General features: G+C 73.4%; 9 protein-coding genes and 1 tRNA gene. 3 read left to right on the top strand and 7 right to left on the bottom strand.

Features of this window, described 5'->3' with window-relative positions; translation table 11 throughout:
- Positions 1-60: 60 nt before the first annotated feature.
- The 6 genes from AB0B41_RS40150 to AB0B41_RS40125 all read right to left on the bottom strand — a co-directional run bounded on the left by AB0B41_RS40150 (position 61) and on the right by AB0B41_RS40125 (position 6,835).
- On the bottom strand, positions 61-783 hold the full coding sequence (locus AB0B41_RS40150; protein ID WP_358212271.1) for an ABC transporter ATP-binding protein: 723 nt from the start codon (positions 781-783) through the stop codon (positions 61-63).
- Complete coding sequence (locus AB0B41_RS40145; RefSeq protein ID WP_358212270.1) at positions 783-1,769, bottom strand: ABC transporter ATP-binding protein; 987 nt, start codon at positions 1,767-1,769, stop codon at positions 783-785. The genes AB0B41_RS40150 and AB0B41_RS40145 overlap by 1 nt, the downstream gene beginning before the upstream one ends.
- A complete protein-coding gene (locus AB0B41_RS40140; RefSeq protein ID WP_358212269.1) occupies positions 1,766-3,544 on the bottom strand; it encodes a hypothetical protein in 1,779 nt (592 codons plus the stop codon). Before AB0B41_RS40140 ends, AB0B41_RS40145 begins: the two co-directional genes overlap by 4 nt.
- On the bottom strand, positions 3,541-4,467 hold the full coding sequence (locus AB0B41_RS40135) for a branched-chain amino acid ABC transporter permease (protein ID WP_358212268.1): 927 nt from the start codon (positions 4,465-4,467) through the stop codon (positions 3,541-3,543). Before AB0B41_RS40135 ends, AB0B41_RS40140 begins: the two co-directional genes overlap by 4 nt.
- Before the next feature lie 98 nt (positions 4,468-4,565).
- Positions 4,566-5,798 (bottom strand): branched-chain amino acid ABC transporter substrate-binding protein, encoded by a 1,233-nt coding sequence (locus AB0B41_RS40130; protein WP_358212267.1) that lies wholly within the window; start codon positions 5,796-5,798, stop codon positions 4,566-4,568.
- 407 nt (positions 5,799-6,205) lie between these two features.
- Entirely contained in the window at positions 6,206-6,835 is a 630-nt protein-coding gene (locus tag AB0B41_RS40125) for a response regulator (protein ID WP_231498155.1), read from the bottom strand.
- A 139-nt stretch (positions 6,836-6,974) separates the two neighbouring features.
- On the opposite strand from AB0B41_RS40125, the gene AB0B41_RS40120 reads away from it, so the two are divergent.
- Together AB0B41_RS40120 and AB0B41_RS40115 are read left to right on the top strand one after the other, a co-directional pair.
- Positions 6,975-7,051 (top strand) — tRNA-Leu (locus AB0B41_RS40120).
- Positions 7,052-7,396: 345 nt separating this feature from the next.
- The gene (locus tag AB0B41_RS40115) at positions 7,397-9,577 is read left to right on the top strand and encodes an SNF2-related protein (protein ID WP_358212266.1); all 2,181 of its coding nucleotides are present in this window, start codon (positions 7,397-7,399) and stop codon (positions 9,575-9,577) included.
- Between the two features lie 49 nt (positions 9,578-9,626).
- Here the strand turns inward: AB0B41_RS40115 and AB0B41_RS40110 are convergent, their stop codons facing one another.
- Positions 9,627-10,739, bottom strand: coding sequence for a methyltransferase domain-containing protein (locus AB0B41_RS40110; RefSeq protein WP_358212265.1), 1,113 nt, complete (start codon positions 10,737-10,739; stop codon positions 9,627-9,629).
- A gap of 199 nt (positions 10,740-10,938) precedes the next feature.
- Between AB0B41_RS40110 and AB0B41_RS40105 the strand changes: the two genes are divergently transcribed.
- Positions 10,939-13,762 (top strand): BTAD domain-containing putative transcriptional regulator (locus AB0B41_RS40105; RefSeq protein ID WP_358212264.1); only part of this gene is annotated, 2,824 nt, incomplete at its 3' end.

The raw sequence follows: 13,762 nt of genomic DNA, 5'->3' as shown, positions 1-13,762 counted from the left end.
GCGCTCTCGCTCACATCAAGTGAGCGAGAGCGCCGTTCGTGCAACAGCCGGCGGGGCCGGTCAGGTGCCGACGTTCTCGCCGAGGTAGGCCTCCTGCACCCGCGGGTCGGCGAGGAGCTCGGCGCCCGTGCCGGAGAGCGTGGTGCGGCCGAGGTCGATCACGTACGCCTTGTCCGACAACGCCAGCGCCGCCAGCGCGTTCTGCTCGACCAGCAGCACCGTGGTGCCCTCGTCGCGCAGCTCCCTGACGGTGTCGAAGATCCGCTGGGTCATGATCGGCGAGAGCCCCATCGACGGCTCGTCGAGCATGAGCAGCTTGGGCCGGGACATCAGCGCCCGCCCGATCGCGAGCATCTGCTGCTCGCCGCCCGAGAACAGGCCGGCCTTGTTGTCGCGCCGCTCCCCCAGCACCGGGAACAGGTCGAACACGCGCTGCATGTCCTGCACGACGCCGGCCTCGTCCCTGCGCGTGTAGGCGCCGAGCCGCAGGTTCTCCTCGACGGACATGCGGGCGAACAGCCGCCGGCCCTCCGGGCTGTGGGCCACGCCCTTGGACAGGATCTCGTGCGCCGGCATCTTCTGGATCGGCGTGCCGTCGAACTCGATCGTCCCGGAGACGGGCCGGAGCAGCCCGGACAGGGTGCGCAGCGTGGTCGTCTTGCCGGCGCCGTTCGAGCCGATCAGGGAGACGATCTGGCCCCGCTCGACGTCGAACGTCACGCCGCGGACGGCCTGGATGGCGCCGTAGGCGACCACCAGGTCGCGGACGGACAGGAACGCCATTACTCGGACTTCCCCTCTGCCGTGCCGGCCCCGTCCGCCGCACCGCCGGTCTGCAGCTGCGCCGAGACCTCCTCGGGCGGGGCGCCGAGGTAGGCCTCCACGACCCGGGGGTCGCCGCGCACCTCGTCCGGCGAGCCCTCGACCAGCAGCTCGCCCTGGACCAGCACCAGCACCCGGTCGCAGAGCGTGAAGATGAACTTGGTGTCGTGCTCGATCACGACCACCGACACGCCCAGGTCCCGGATCGCGAAGATCAGCTGCCGGGTGGCCTCGGTCTCCTGCGCGTTCATGCCCGCCGTGGGCTCGTCGAGCAGCAGCACCGACGGGTCCGTGGCGAGCGCGCGGGCGATCTCGAGCCGCCGCTGGTCGCCGTAGGGCAGGTTGCGGGCGAGCTCGTCGGAGAAGCGGGTCAGCCCGACGAAGGCGAGCAGCTTCTCCGCCCGCTCCGACGCCTCGGCCTCGCTGCGCCGGAACCGCGGCCCGTGCAGCAGCGACGAGATCGGCCCCTGCTTCATCCGCACGTGCCGCCCGACCAGCACGTTCTCCGTGGCGGTCATCGACGGGAAGAGCCGGATGTTCTGGAACGTCCGGGCCACGCCCGCCTCGGTGACCCGCGCCGGGTCCTGCGGCATCGCCTTGCCGTGCAACGTGACCTGGCCCGACGTCGGCGTGTACAGCCCGGTGAGGCAGTTGAAGAAGGTCGTCTTCCCCGCCCCGTTCGGCCCGATCAGGCCGATGATCTCGCCCTCGTGCAGGGAGAGGTCGACGTCGCTGAGGGCACGCAGGCCGCCGAACTGCATCGTCACGCCCGACGACACCAGGATCGGCTCCCGGGTGCCGGTGGCGACATGCATGTCCTCCGCGAGCTCGGCGACGACCTCCTCCGGCGGCGCGTCGAGCTCCGGGGGCAGCTCGCCGTCGGTCGCCGTGCCGCCGGCGCTCCCGGCGGAGGTCGTGCGCTCGGGGATCTCGGGGTTCTCGCTCACGGCTCCACCCTCGTCGGAAGGGGCCCGGGGCCCTCCTTGGCGACGTCCTCGGGATCGGTGTCGGTCAGCTCCGCCTTGCGGTGCCGGTCCGGCACGATGCCCTGCGGCCGGAACCGCATGATGAGCACCAGCGCGAGCCCGAAGATCAGCAGCCGGTAGTCGGCGAACTCGCGCAGCTTCTCCGGCAGCACGAACAGGATCGATGCGCCGAGCACGGCGCCGGGGATCGTGCCCATACCGCCGAGGATGACCGCGGCGAGCAGCGTGACCGACTCGAGGAACTTGAAGCTGTCGTAGGCGACGACGCTCGTCTTGTGCGCGAAGAACGCGCCGGCGAGACCGGCCAGGGTCGCGCCGATCAGGAAGGCCAGGATCTTGATGGGGCCGGTCCGGATGCCCATGGCCCGGGCGGCGTCCTCGTCCTCGCGGATCGCGATCCACGCCCGGCCGAGCCGCGAGTTCTTGAGGTGCGCGAACACCAGCATGACGGCCGCGACCAGCAGCACGATCGCGAAGTAGTACATGACGCCGGACGGCAGCCGCACACCCCCGACCATGATCGAGTCGGAGAAGCGGAAGCCCCCGAGCCCGATCGCCGGGATGTTCGGGATGGCGTTCGCGCCACCGGTCAGGCCGCCGATGTTGTTCTGCGCGCTGCGCACGAAGATCTCACCGAAGGCGAGCGTGACGATCGCGAGGTAGTCGCCGCGCACCCGCAGCGTCGGCGAGCCGACGATCGCCCCGAAGAGCCCCGCCACCACGGCCGAGATCACCATGACCAGCAGGAACGGGAGGTGGATGCCGATCTTGGAGGCCGCCGCGCCGGACAGGTTCGCCGCCACGAAGGCGCCGATGCCCAGGAAGGCGACGTACCCGAGGTCGAGCAGGCCGGCGAGGCCGACCACGATGTTGAGCCCGATCGCGGTGGCGGCGTAGACGCCGATGTTCGACGCCACGGTCATCCAGTACTCGGTGCCCGCGCTGGTCAACGGCAGCACCAGCGCCACGATCAGCAGCACGACGACGCTGAACACGCGGTGCCGCTCGGAGACCGCGGAGACCCAGCTGAGGAGGCCGGAGGCGTTGAGCGCGGCGAGCGCGCCGGCCAGGGCCGCCAGCAGCGACAGGAACACGACGCCGGCATAGGGGTTCACGACCCCGCCCTGACCGCCGCTCGTGAGCACCGCCGCGACCACCAGCAGCACGATCACGAACAGGACGACCAGCAGGATCCACTCCACCCACCAGGGCAGGGTCCAGGTCCACACCGGCTTGGGCTCGCGCCCACCCGCGCTCGCGCCCAGCACGGTGACCAGGCCGCCGACGAGCGCGACGACCGCGCCGAACGCCACGGCGCCCTCGGCGGCGGTGATCGCGCCGAGTCCGCCGCCCTCGACCGCGATCCAGAGACCGTTGATCAGCGCGACGACCGTGCTGCCGAGCCCGAGTCCGCGCACGATCGAGTGCCGGGCGGGAATCCGCACCAGGGCCACCACGACGGCGGCCAGTCCGAGGATCACCAGGTGCAGCCGGAAACCGGTGACGGAGAAGGGGGCCACGAAGTAGTTGAGCGTGGCCTTCTCCGGGTACGCGCCCTCGTTGAGCACGAAGGTGACCCAGGGCAGGTACGCGCCGACGATCGTCAGCACACCGCCGACGATCATGAGGACCTTGGCGCGCGGCGCCGCGGCGTTGAGCAGGCCGGCGAGCCGGCCGGTGTGCCGCGGCGGCGCCGCGGCGGCGGCCGGCGTCTCCGGGGTCGCGGTGGTGATCATGCGCGCACCCGCTCGGACTCCCCGAAGAAGCCCTGGGGCCGGAACACCAGGACGATGATCAGGACGACGAAGATCCAGACGTAGTCGTAGGCCGTGCCACCGGGAAGGTACTGCCCGCCCAGGGCCTTGACCAGCCCGATCACCAGACCGCCGATCACCGCGCCGCGGATGTTGCCGATCCCGCCGAGCACGGCCGCGGTGAAGGCGAAGATGCCGTTCTGGAAGCCCATGTCGATGTTGATGTTGTTGAGGTAGCTCCCGTACAGCACGCCCGCGACGCCGGCGAGGGCGCCGCCGATGGCGAAGGTCAGCACGATGACGCGGTCGGGGTCGATGCCCATCAGCCGCGCGACGTCCCGGTCCTGCGAGGTGGCGCGCATGGCACGGCCGAGCCGGGTCCGCTCCACGAACCGCTCGAGGGCGAAGGCCAGCACCAGCGACATGACGATCAGCAGGATGCCGGTGTAGCGGATCACCACGCCGTCGCCGATCGGGATGACGACGGCCCCGTCGATGAACAGGTTCGGGAACGGGAGCGCCGCCGTGGCGCCCGGGTAGAAGACGCGGACCGCCTCCTGCAGGGCCACCGACACACCGAGTGCGGTGATCAGCGGAGCCAGCCGTGGGGCGTTCCGGAGTGGCCGGTAGGCGAAGCGCTCCATGGCGATCGCCACCAGCATCGCCACCAACGCCCCCACGACCAGGACGATCGGCAGGGCGAAGTACCACTGCGTGAGGATCACCGTGGGCAGCAGGTAGGTGATCGTGGCCAGGCCGCCGTACGCGCCGATCATGAAGATCTCGCCGTGTGCGAAGTTGATCAGCGTGATGATCCCGTAGACCATCGTGTAGCCGAGCGCGATCAGCGCGATCAGCGAACCGAGCACCAGCCCGTTCGCGATCTGGGACAGGAACGTGGACAAACGAGGGGTCTCCTCCACCGCGTGCACGAGCGGGGACGGGTGGTGTCCCGTCCCCGCTCACGTGCATCCTCGTCGCGTACCCGGGTCGGGGCCGCGCGTCAGCTGGCCGGGTAGGTACCCGTCTCCAGCGGCTTGAACTCGCCGCCCTGGACCGAGTACACGGTCAGCACCTTGTTGGTGGTGTCGCCGTACTGGTCGAAGGAGATGGCGCCCGTCGTACCCTGGATGTTGGTGGCCTGGACCGCGGAGATCAGGCCGTCCCGGGTGGCGTCGGAGAAGGTGCCGTTGCCGACCGCCTTCGCCAGGCCCTGGATGAGGACGTTCGCGGCGTCGTAGGTCAGCGCGCCGTAGGCGCTGTACGGCTCGGAGTAGCCGGCCGCGGCGTAGGCGTCGATGAAGGCCTTCGCGCTGGGCAGCTGCTCCGGCGGGGCGCCGACGTTCGTGGCCAGGTCGCCCTCGCGGCCCCCGAGCGAGACGTAGGTCTTGTCGACGATGCCGTCGCCGCCCATGAGCGGGACGTTGAGGCCCGCGTCGGCCAGCTGCTTCGACAGCGGGCCGGCGACCGGGTACTCGCCGCCGTAGTAGACCGCGTCGGGGTTCGACGGGCGGATCTTGGCGATGACGCCGGAGAAGTCGGTGTCCTTCTCGCCGACCTTCTCGCGCGCGACCACGGTCGCGCCGAGCTTCTCGGCCTCCGTGGCGAACTGGGCCGCGAGGCCCGCGCCGTAGGTCTTGCCGTCGTCGATCACGGCGATGTTCTTCTTGCCGGCCTTCTGGACCATGTACTGCGCCGCGAACGGGCCCTGGATGGCGTCCGTGGTCGCGGTGCGGAAGTACGTGGCGTTCGGCCGCGACGGGGCGCTCTGGTAGTTGTCGCCCTGGGTCAGCGCCGGGTTGGTGTTGGCCGGCGAGATCTCGACGATCTTCTTGTTGGCCAGGATCGGCGCCGCCGACTGGGCGGTCGAGGAGTTCAGGGTCCCGATGACGCCGACGACGTTCGGGTCCGAGGCCAGCTTGGTGGCGGCCTGGCCGGCGATCTGGGCGGTGGCCTGGTCGTCCTCCGCCTGCAGCGCGAGCCGGTACCCGGGCACCGTGCAGTTCTGGTTGGCCTGGTTCACCGCGAGGTCGGTGGAGTTCTTCATGCCGAGGCCCAGCGCCGAGAGGCTGCCGGACAGCGGGGCGATGAACCCGACGACGAGGGTGCCCTTGCTGGTGTCGCAGGAACCTCCGCCCCCGCCCGTCGCCTCTTCCCGGTTGGTGCTGCACGCGGTGAGCGCGAGGGCCCCCGCGAGCAGGGCGGCGGTCGCTGCGACCTTCCGCGTCCGACTCATGTTCTGTCCTTCCGTGCCAACCACGTCGACGGCGGTCCCCCGAGCGCCCGCCAGGCCCCCGGACAGACGCCGGAAGCGCCGCGGACGTTAGGTCACCGGCGGGTGCGGCGTCATCCCGAGCGGCGGCAGCTTTACCAGACCGCAACCGGATATCGCGCAGCGTCACCACGGTCTCACCCGGAGTGCTAAGTTATCAGATCGTTATCAAGCAGCAGCGCGCTGACCAGCACAGACGCCGTTAGCACGTGGTGAAGCTCGCACTCCCGGCAGGGCCATTACCGCGGGGTAACGATCATGTGCAGCGCCCCGAGAACGCCACGAGGCCGCCCCGGCGGTCTGCCGGGACGGCCTCGCGACGACGTGCGAGCGGCGGAGATCAGCGCAGATGCTCGCTCCGCGAGCTCCGCTCAGCCCTTCGCGGGGGCGAGCCCCTCGATGACGGCCTCGGCGACCGCCTTCATCGTGGTGCGGCGGTCCATCGCGGTGCGCTGGATCCACCGGAAGGCCTCGGGCTCGGTCATGTTCTGCTTGGCCATCAGCAGACCCTTGGCGCGGTCGACGACCTTGCGGGTCTCGAACCGGTCGTGCAGGGAGGCGACCTCGTCCTCGAGGGCACGCTTCTCGGCGAAGCGGGACACGGCGAGCTCGATCGCGGGCACCAGCTCGTGCCGGGCGAACGGCTTGACCAGGTAGGCCATGGCGCCCGCGTCGCGCGCACGCTCGATGAGGTCGCGCTGGCTGAAGGCGGTGAGCATGACGACGGGGGCGATCTTCTCCTCGACGATCGTGGCGGCAGCCTCGATGCCGTCCTTCTTCGGCATCTTGACGTCCATGATCACGAGGTCGGGCTTGAGGTCGCGGGCCATCTCGATGGCCGCCTCACCGTCGGGGGCCTCGCCCGCGATCCGGTATCCCTCTTCCCCGAGCATCTCGGTCAGGTCGAGGCGGATCAGCGCCTCGTCCTCCACCACGAGGACGCGCCAGCCGACGGCGGGTCCGTCGTCGGTCGTCTTGTCCTCGGACACTGGCTGGCTCACGGGTGGGTTCTCCTTAGGCGTGCGGGTCGAACGCAAGGGTCCAGGGTAGCGGCGATAAGGTTGCGCCCAGGTTGCCCAGGCCGTGTGATCCCGCGCGACGCGAGCGAGAACACAGTCGGAGCCGGAGGGCGGCCTGGCGGCCCCCGTAGCCCAACCGGCAGAGGCAGCGGACTCAAAATCCGCCCAGTGTCAGTTCGAATCTGACCGGGGGCACCACCTCCCACCTGCGGGTCCGCAGGTCGGCGTGATCACTCCTCGGCGGGTCGCGGTGCCGGAACCGGTCACCGGACGGTACGGTGGACAGCGAGGGCACCCCGCTGGGTGCCGCGCATCCGGTCACGGCCGGCCTGTGCGGTGGGTGTCGCGGAATCGTCGACCGGTGATCCCTGTTGTGCCGTGTGCGGGCTGTACGCCCCGGCGGCGGTGATCTCACGCAGACCCGGACCGGCGGCATCCCGGAGGAGCCGGCTCGGTCTCCCCCGCCACGCCCACACCCGACCGCAGCACTGTGCGCGGCCCGGCCGCAGCGGCGGCCCTGCCGGGCATCCCGAGGAGGAGTACGTGGCTCGACGAGGCAAGCCCCAGACGAGGGCTCGCCGTGGCGCCCCGCAGAACCGACGCGCCCGCGAACGCACCGACGACGTCATGTCGGTGCTGGCGCGCTCCGTCCGCGAGGTCGAGACCGCCCTGCGCAACGGCCGGGTGACCCCCGCGACGCGCACGAAGTTCCAGGCGGTCGCGCTGCTGCTGCGCCAGGAGCGCGCCCGGGTCCGGGCGGACGACACCGCCGGCGACCGGCAGCGGACCGAGAAGCTCAAGCGGCTCGACGGCATCGCGAAGGCGCTGGCCATGAGCGCCGTCCGCGAGCCCACCCTGCTGGCGCTCCTCGAGGAGGACGCCGTCGTCTCCGACGAGGCCCGCTCCCTCACCCGCACGGTCCTGCGGAAGGCGGGCATCGAGACCGCCCCCGAGGAGGACGTCCAGGCTTCCGTCGTGGAGGTCCCCGCCGCCCCCGCCAGACCCCGCGTCGTGCCGCAGTCCGTGGTCTCGCGGCAGATGGCGAACCCGTTCCTCGCCCCCGACTTCTCGGCCGCCCGGCCGGCCGCACCCCGTCCCACCCCGCTCGCCGGCTGGGAGCTGCTCGGGCCGCTGCTGCGGTCGTTCGAGCGGGCCGGCGCCGGGGCCCCGGCGTGCATGGCTCTGCCGACGGTCGACTCCGCGAGCTCCGTCCCCGCCCCCACGCCGTCCACCCGGCGGGCCCCGGGCGGGAACGACCGCGAGCTCATGCCGCACCAGGCCCGGGTGGTCGCCGCGGCCGCGGACGGCCACCGGACCTTCCTGCTCGCCGACGAGCCGGGGCTGGGCAAGACGGCGCAGGCGCTGCTCGCGGCCGAAGCGGCCAACGCCTATCCCCTGCTGGTCGTCGTGCCCAACGTCGTCAAGACGAACTGGGTGCGCGAGGCCGGCATCTGGACGCCCCGCCGCGCGGCCACGGCGATCCACGGCAACGGCGAGTCCGTCGACGGCTTCGCCGACATCGTCGTCGTCAACTACGAGGTGCTCGACCGGCACGTGGACTGGATCGGCGACTTCGGCTTCCGCGGGATGGTCGTCGACGAGGCCCACTTCATCAAGAACAAGTCCTCCCAGCGCTCGCAGCACGTCCTGGAGATCTCCGACCGCATCCGGTCCTTCACCGCGCGGCCGCTGCTGATGGCCCTGACCGGCACCCCGCTGATCAACGACATCGAGGACTTCCTCGCCATCTGGCAGTTCCTCGGGTGGATCGACGGGACGAAGCCCCGCGCCGAGCTGATGGACGCCCTCGCCGCGACCGGGCTGACCCCCGCCGACCCGGGCTTCTACCGCGCCGCCCGCCAGGCCGTCGTGGACCGCGGCATCGTCCGCCGGCGCAAGGTCGACGTCGCCGCCGACATCCCGGCCCGGCGCATCGCCGACCTCCCCGTCGAGCTCGACGGGGCCGCGGGCCGCTCGATCCGGGCGGCCGAGCGCGACCTCGCCCGCCGCCTGGTGGCGCGCTACGAGGACGCGCTGGCCACCCGCCGGTCCGGCGCGATCGTCGAGGGCATCGACCACGACCTCGTGCACCGAGTGGCCCGGTGGGAGCAGAAGGACGCGGCCGAGGCGACGAGCGGCGACAACGTCTTCGGCATGATGCGCCGCATCGGCCAGGCCAAGGCCGCCCTCGCCGCGGACTACGCCGCCCAGCTCGCCCGCAGCGCGGGGAAGGTGGTCTTCTTCGCCAAGCACGTCGACGTCATGGACGCCGCGGAGGAGACCTTCACCAAGCAGGGTGTCCGGTTCTCCTCGATCCGCGGCGACCAGACGTCGGCCGTCCGGCAGCGCAACATCGACGCCTTCGTGAACGACCCGGACGTCTCCGTCGCGGTCTGCTCGCTGACCGCCGCCGGCGTCGGCCTCAACCTGCAGGTCGCGTCGAACATCGTCCTCGCGGAGCTGTCCTGGACCGCCGCCGAGCAGACGCAGGCCATCGACCGCAGCCACCGCATCGGCCAGACCGAGCCGGTCACCGCGTGGCGCATCATCGCCGCGCAGACCATCGACGCCAGGATCGCCGAGCTGATCGACGGCAAGGCCGGCCTCGCCGCCCAGGCCCTCGACGGCTCCGACGAGGAGGTCGGGTCCTCGGCCGACGTGCAGCACGCGGCGCTCGTCGCACTCCTGACGGAGGCGCTGACGGAGGACCTGTCGGCGGCCTGACGCACCTCGCGAGGACCGGCGACCGCCGCCGCGGACCTGCTGTCCACCGTCAGCGCACCAGGCGGTAGAAGCGGAAGAAGTCGTTCTCGATGTCGAGGATCTCCACGTCCGCGAACCCCGCCTCGCGGGCGTAGCCGCGCAGGGTGTCCGGCCGCATCACGGTGCCGGTGCCGGCGGAGTCCTCGTGGGCCATCCCGTCGGCGAGGCAGCACAGCAGGCTGTAGCCGTACATGAGCCGCTCGATCTCGTCGCCGGGCGCGGTGAACGACTCGGCCACCCGCTCGTCCATCACCACGACGGTCCCACCGAGCCCGTGCATCGCCTCCAGGACGGCGACGGGGTCGGGCAGGTCGTGGATGCACTCGAAGGCGAAGACCACGTCGTAGGTGCCGCCGGCGGAACCGGCGTCGGCCAGGTGGAAGCGGACGCGGTCGGCCACCCCCGCCTCCCGGGCGTTGCGGCGGGCGGCCTCGACGGACGGTTCGTCGAGGTCGAAGCCGTCGACGGTCACCTCGGGGTAGGCCAGGGCGATCCCGATCGCCGACCAGCCGTGCCCGCACCCGACGTCGGCGACCCGGGCCCCGGCCCGCAGCGTCGCGTCGAGGTCGGGGACGGAGGGCAGGTACTCGCGGCCGAGGGGCCCGAGGAACAGCGGCCGGCTGGCGGCGGCCTGGCCCTCGCTGGCGTCGGTGCCGTGCTGCGCCCAGGACACCCCGCCGCCGGTGCGGAAGGCCTCCGCGAGCAGGTCCGTCTGCTTGGCGCACCCCAGCGCGAACCGCGCGAGGGGGACGACATGGTCCAGGGACAGGACGTCGACCAGCGCGGCCCGGTGCGCGGCCGGGAGCGAGTAGCGGCGGGTGGTGCCGTCCGGCTCGGCGTCGGCCGTCAGGATCCCGGTCACGGCCTGCTGCTCGCACCACTCCCGGGTGTAGCGCTCGGCGGTGCCGGTGCGCGCGGCCAGCTCGGCCGGGGTCAGCGCGGTGCCGTCGGGGCCGTCGGCGAGCGCCCGGTAGTAGCCGAGCCGGTCGCCGAGGTAGACGGCGTGCACGTCCATCGTGGCGAGCACGGCGGCGAAGAGCCGCTCGGTCAGGGACTCGGCGGCGTCGGTCGTCCCGGCGGTGTCCGTGGTGTCGGTGGTGGTGGTCGTGTCGGTGGCGGTCATTGAAACTCCCCCTTCTCTCGCCGACGACGATGGCGGGGCGTGCTGTCGGCCTCCTGTCGGTCCGCTGTCAGTGGCCCCGACGCCGTCCCGGCGGAGTCGAGGAGCGACGCCGAACGAGGCGAAGGGGACGAAAGACGCGGCCGAACGACGCGGCCGAACGACACTGCCGCCCGCGCGCCGGATGCGCCACGATGGCGCGATGGCGGCCCTCCGGGTGCTCGGACCGCTCGCCCTCGCCGACGGGTCGGTCGCGGTCGGGTCGGCGCGGCAGCGGCGCCTGCTCGCCGCCCTGGCGCTGCGCCTGGGCGAGCCCGTGCCGGTGGACCTGCTCGCCGAGCTGGTCTGGGGCGCCACCCCGCCGGCCGACCCGGCGGGCGCCGTGCAGACGAACGTGGCACGGCTGCGCCGGCTGCTGCCGCCGGGCCTCGTCGTCGAGACGACCCCGCGGGGCTACCGGCTGCGTGCCGACCGGACCGCGGTCGACGCCGCCGCCTTCACCGACCTGCTCGACGGCGTCGCCGCGGACGGGCACGACCCGGCCGCCCGGCTCGCCGTGCTCGACGCCGCCCTCGCGCTCTGGCGCGGGCGACCCTTCGCCGACCTCGACCACCCCACCGTCGAGCCCGAGGTGGCCCGGCTCGACGAGCTGCGCAGGCACGCCGTCGAGGAGCGGGCGACCGCCCTGCTGGAGGCGGGCCGGCCCCCCGACGCCGTCGCCGCGCTGGAACCGCTGGTCCGCGCCGAACCGCTGCGCGAGCGGGCCGTCGGTGTGCTGATGCGGGCGCTGGTCGCCGCCGGGCGCCAGGCCGAGGCGCTCGACGCCTACGCCGCGCTGCGCACCCGGCTGGCGGAGGAGCTGGGGCTGGACCCCTCCCCGGAGCTGCGCGAGCTCGAGGGCCGGGTGCTGCGGCAGGAGCTCGCACCCCCACCGACTCCGCCCACGGCGCCACCCCCGGCCGAGAGCCCACGCCGCACCGCCTCTCCTCCCCCGCCCGCCAACTCGTTCGTCGGGCGGGATGCGGAGCTCGCCCTGGCGGTCGAGCTGCTCGACCGGTCCCGGCTGGTCACGCTCACCGGACCGGGGGGCGTCGGCAAGACCCGGCTGGCCCGGCACGTCGCCGCGGAGGCCGGCGCGCGGTACCCCGACGGCGTGCTCCCCGTGGAGCTCGGCGACGGCGGCCCGGACGACGTCGAGTCCGCCCTGGCCGGCCTCCTGCGGATCATCGACGCCGAGGCGGGCTCGCTGCGGGAGCGGATCGTCGAGGTGCTCGCGCCGCGGCGGCTGCTCCTCGTGCTGGACAACTGCGAGCACGTCGTGGAGCGCGCGGCCGCGCTGGCGGAGGCCGTGGTGGCGGGCGCGCCGGGCGTCGACGTCCTGGCCACCGGCCGGGAGGCGCTGCGGATCGACGCGGAGCAGTGCCTGCCCGTCGCCCCGCTCGGCCCCTCCGACGCGGCGACCCTGCTGGCCGACCGGATCCGGGCGGGCGACCCCGCCGCGGTCGTCGACGGGGCGCTCGTCGACGAGATCTGCGCACGGCTCGACGGGCTGCCGCTCGCCCTGGAGCTCGCCGCCGCCCGCGCCCTGCCGCTGGGACTGGCCGGGCTGGTGGAAGCCCTCGACCGGCCCCTCGACGTGCTGCGCGGCGGCCGGCGGACGGCCGCCGCGCGGCACCGCTCGCTCCGCGACGTCGTCGCCTGGTCCTACGGCCTGCTCGACGAGGAGCAGCGCACGCTCTTCGACCGGATGGCCGTGTTCGCCGGGCCGGTCGAGCCGGCGGCGGTCGAGGCCGTGTGCGGCGACGCCGCGGCGCTGCCGGACCTGGTCGAGCGCTCGCTCGTCGTGCGGCGCGGGACGCGGTTCACGATGCTGGAGACCCTGCGCGCCTTCGGCCGGAGCCGGATCGCCGAGCGGACGGAGGGGCCCGGCCTGCGGGCCCGGCACGCCGCCTGGGCCGCGGGCCTCGCCGCGGAGCTGAGCCGTGCCCGCCGCGGGCCCGGGGAGGCCGAGGCGGTGCGCCGGTTCGACGCCCATCTGGCCGACCTCCGGCGCGCCCACGCCTGGCTCGTCGAGAACGGACCCCACGACGACCTGCTGCGTCTCGCCGGGCTGTTCGCCGAGCTCGGCTATCTGCGCTGCCGCATCGACCTCGTCGACCCGGCCGAGGAGGCCCTGCGGGCGGCAGGGATCGTGGGTGCCGACGGCCGCGTGGCGACCCGCCGGCTCTCGCCCGCCGGCGCCCGGACGGTGTACTTCGTCGCCTGCACCTGCTGGCAGCGCGCGGACCTGGACCTGGCCGCCGCGCACGCGGACGCGTTGATCGCGCTGGGCTTCCCCGCCCACGGCCACGAGCTCTTCGCCAACCTCCACACCTTCGCCGGCCGGCTGTCCGAGGCCCGGACGGCGGCCGACACGGCCCGCGCCGCCCTGCGGGCCACCCCGCGGGACGGACCCGACGGACCCGACGACCTCGTGCTGGTGTCCGCCCTCGTCGACCGGCTGTTCTGCACCACGTACGCCCGCGCCGACGACACCGGCGCCGACCCGGACACGACGGCGCTGGAGGCCGAGATCGCGGAGGTCGCGGCCCGGTCCGGCGCATCGACCGTGCGGGCCTGGGGCGAGTACGCGCAGGGCGAGCACCGCACCGAGCAGGGCGACCCCGGCGCCGCGGCGCACCTGCGCGCCGCGGTGGCGGTGGCCGAGGAGGCCGACTCCGCGTTCGTCGCCGGGGTCGCCCGCCACACCCTGCTCACCTCGGCGGTGCGACACGACGACGCGCCGCTCGCCGAGCTGCGGCCGCTGCTGGAGCACTGGCACCGCTCGGGCTCGTGGACGCACACCTGGGTCGCGGTCCGCGCGCTGGTCGAGGCGCTGTCCGGGCTGGGGCGGCACGCCGAGGCCGCCACCCTGCTCGGGGCGCTGCGGGCCAGCCCGCGCGCCACCCCGGCGTTCGGCCCGGACCTGGACCGCGAGCGCCGGGTGGAGGCGGCGGCCCGCGCAGCGCTCGGCCCCCGGCTCGGGG

Source organism: Pseudonocardia sp. NPDC049154 (assembly GCF_040648315.1).
Lineage (GTDB): Bacteria > Actinomycetota > Actinomycetes > Mycobacteriales > Pseudonocardiaceae > Pseudonocardia.
The sequence above is the reverse complement of the archived record's forward strand: the minus strand, read 5'-3'. Positions and strand labels throughout refer to the sequence as shown.